General features: G+C 71.6%; 1 protein-coding gene and 1 pseudogene. Both read left to right on the forward strand.

What is annotated here, in order from left to right; genetic code table 11:
- Positions 1-5 precede the first annotated feature (5 nt).
- The gene (locus ACWEPX_RS31505; protein WP_451900916.1) at positions 6-2336 is read left to right on the forward strand and encodes a phosphoketolase family protein; all 2331 of its coding nucleotides are present in this window, start codon (positions 6-8) and stop codon (positions 2334-2336) included.
- Positions 2324-2772 (forward strand): annotated as a pseudogene (locus ACWEPX_RS31510) (acetate/propionate family kinase); the annotation flags it as partial. The gene ACWEPX_RS31505 and the pseudogene ACWEPX_RS31510, both read left to right, overlap by 13 nt.

The raw sequence follows: 2772 nt of genomic DNA on the forward strand, positions 1-2772 counted from the left end.
TGTCCTTGGTGGACGCCTACTGGCGGGCCGCGAACTACCTCTCGGCGGGCCAGATCTACCTGCTGGACAACCCTCTGCTGACCCAGCCCCTGGCCCCTGAGCACATCAAACCCCGGCTGCTCGGGCACTGGGGGACCACGCCCGGGCTGAACTTCGTCTACGCCCACCTCAATCGGGTGATCAGGGCCCGGGAGCTGGATGTGCTGTTCGTGACCGGACCCGGCCACGGCGGGCCCGCGCTGCTGGCCAACACCTGGCTGGAGGGCTCCTACAGCGAGACCTACCCGGACGTGCCCAGGGACGCATCCGGGATGCGGCGGCTGTTCCGCCAGTTCTCCTTCCCCGGCGGGGTGCCCAGCCACGTCGCGCCGGAGGTGCCCGGCTCGATCCACGAGGGCGGCGAGCTCGGCTACTCCCTGGCTCACGCCTTCGGGGCCGCGTTCGACAACCCCGGCCTCCTGGTGGCCTGCGTGGTCGGCGACGGCGAGGCCGAGACCGGTCCGCTGGCCGCGAGCTGGCACGCGAACAAGTTCCTCGACCCGGCCTGCGACGGCGCGGTGCTGCCGATCCTGCACCTGAACGGCTACAAGATCGCCAATCCCGCCGTCCTGGCGCGCATCCCGCACGAGGAACTGGACGCGCTGCTGCGCGGCTACGGCTACGATCCCCGCTACGTCGAGGGCGACGACCCGGCCGCGATGCACGCCCGCATGGCGGAGGTGCTCGACCAGGTCGTCGACGACATCCAGCGCATCCAAAACGAAGCACGCGCGGGGCAGGACGGCGCCCGCCCGCGCTGGCCGATGATCGTGCTGCGCAGCCCGAAAGGCTGGACCGGGCCCGCGAGCGTGGACGGTGTGGCGGTCGAGGGCACCTGGCGCTCCCACCAGGTCCCGCTCGCCGGTGTCCGCGACAACCCGGAGCACCTGCGGCTGCTGGAGTCCTGGCTGCGCGGGTACCGCCCGGAGGAGCTGTTCGACGAGCGCGGCGCGCCCCGCCCTGAGCTGTCGGCACTGGTCCCCGACGGGCACCGGCGCATGGGGGCCACCCCGCACGCCAACGGCGGCCTGCTGCTGCGCGACCTGCGCGTCCCCGACATCCGCGCCCACGCCGTGGAGGTGGCCAAGCCCGGCGCGACCACCTCGGAGCCGACGAGGGCGTTGGGCCGCCTGCTGCGTGACGTGATGGTCGCCAACGCCGACGCGCGCAACTTCCGGCTCTTCGGACCGGACGAGACGGCTTCCAACCGGCTCGACGCGGTGTACGAGGCCAGCGGCAAGCAGTGGCAGGCCGAGACGCTCCCGGTCGACGAGCACCTCGCCCACCAGGGGCGGGTCGTCGAGGTGCTGTCCGAGCACCTCTGCCAGGGGTTCCTGGAGGGCTACCTGCTCACCGGCAGGCACGGGCTCTTCAACTGCTACGAGGCGTTCATCCACATTGTCGACTCGATGTTCAACCAGCACGCGAAGTGGCTCAAGACCCACCAGAAGCTCGTGTGGCGCCGCCCCGTCGCGTCGCTGAACTACCTGCTCAGCTCGCACGTGTGGCGGCAGGACCACAACGGCTTCTCCCACCAGGACCCCGGCTTCATCGACCACGTGATGAACAAGAAGGCCGAGGTCGTGCGGGTCTACCTCCCGCCGGACACCAACACCCTCCTCACCGTCGCCGACCACTGCCTGCGCAGCCGCGACGCGATCAACGTCATCGTCGCCGGGAAGAACCAGACGCCCGACTGGCTCGGCATCGACGACGCGATCCTGCACTGCGCCAGGGGCGCGGGCATCTGGGAGTGGGCGAGCACCGACGACGGCGACGTGGAACCGGACGTGGTGCTCGCCTGCGCGGGCGACGCCCCCACCTTGGAGGTGCTCGCCGCCACCGCGCTCCTGCGCGAGCACCTGCCCGGGCTGCGGATCCGCGTGGTCAACGTCGTCGACCTGATGCGCCTGCAACCGGACACCGAGCACCCGCACGGCATGCCCGACCGCGAATTCGACGCGCTGTTCACCCGCGACCGGCCGGTCATCTTCGCCTACCACGGCTATCCGTGGCTGATCCACCGCCTGACCTACCGCCGCGCGAACCACGCCAACCTCCACGTCCGCGGCTACAAGGAGGAGGGCACCACGACCACGCCGTTCGACATGCTCGTACTCAACGACATGGACCGCTACCGCCTCGTCATCGACGTCATCGACCGGGTGCCCGGGCTGGGGCCGCGGGCGGCGCGGCTGCGCCAGCACATGCAGGACCAGCGCACCCGCCACCACACCTGGATCCGAGAGCACGGTGAGGACCTGCCCGAGGTGCGCGGCTGGACGTGGCAGCTCTGATGTCCGCCGTGCTCGTGGTCAACGCGGGCTCGTCGAGCCTCAAGCTGCGCGTCCTCGACGCGGATGACACCGTCCTGGCAGGCCACGACATCCAGCGGTGGACCGGCCAGGACGAGGTCGCGCCGATCGAGGAGTTCCTGGCGGGGGCGCCGCGCGTGCAGGCCGTCGGGCACCGGGTCGTGCACGGCGGCCCGGACTTCACCGGTCCCATCCGCATCGACGACCGCACGCGCGCGGCGATCGAGCGGCTGAGCGAGCTGGCGCCCCTGCACCAACCCCGCGCGCTGGCCGGGATCGACGCCGCCACGGCCCTGCTGCCCGACGTGCCGCAGGTGGCGTGCTTCGACACGGCGTTCCACGCCACGATGCCGCCCTCGGCAGCGACCTACGCCCTGCCCGCCGCGTGGCGCCGTCGATGGGGCCTGCGCCGATACGG

It is taken from the genome of Actinokineospora sp. NPDC004072, from assembly GCF_053604195.1.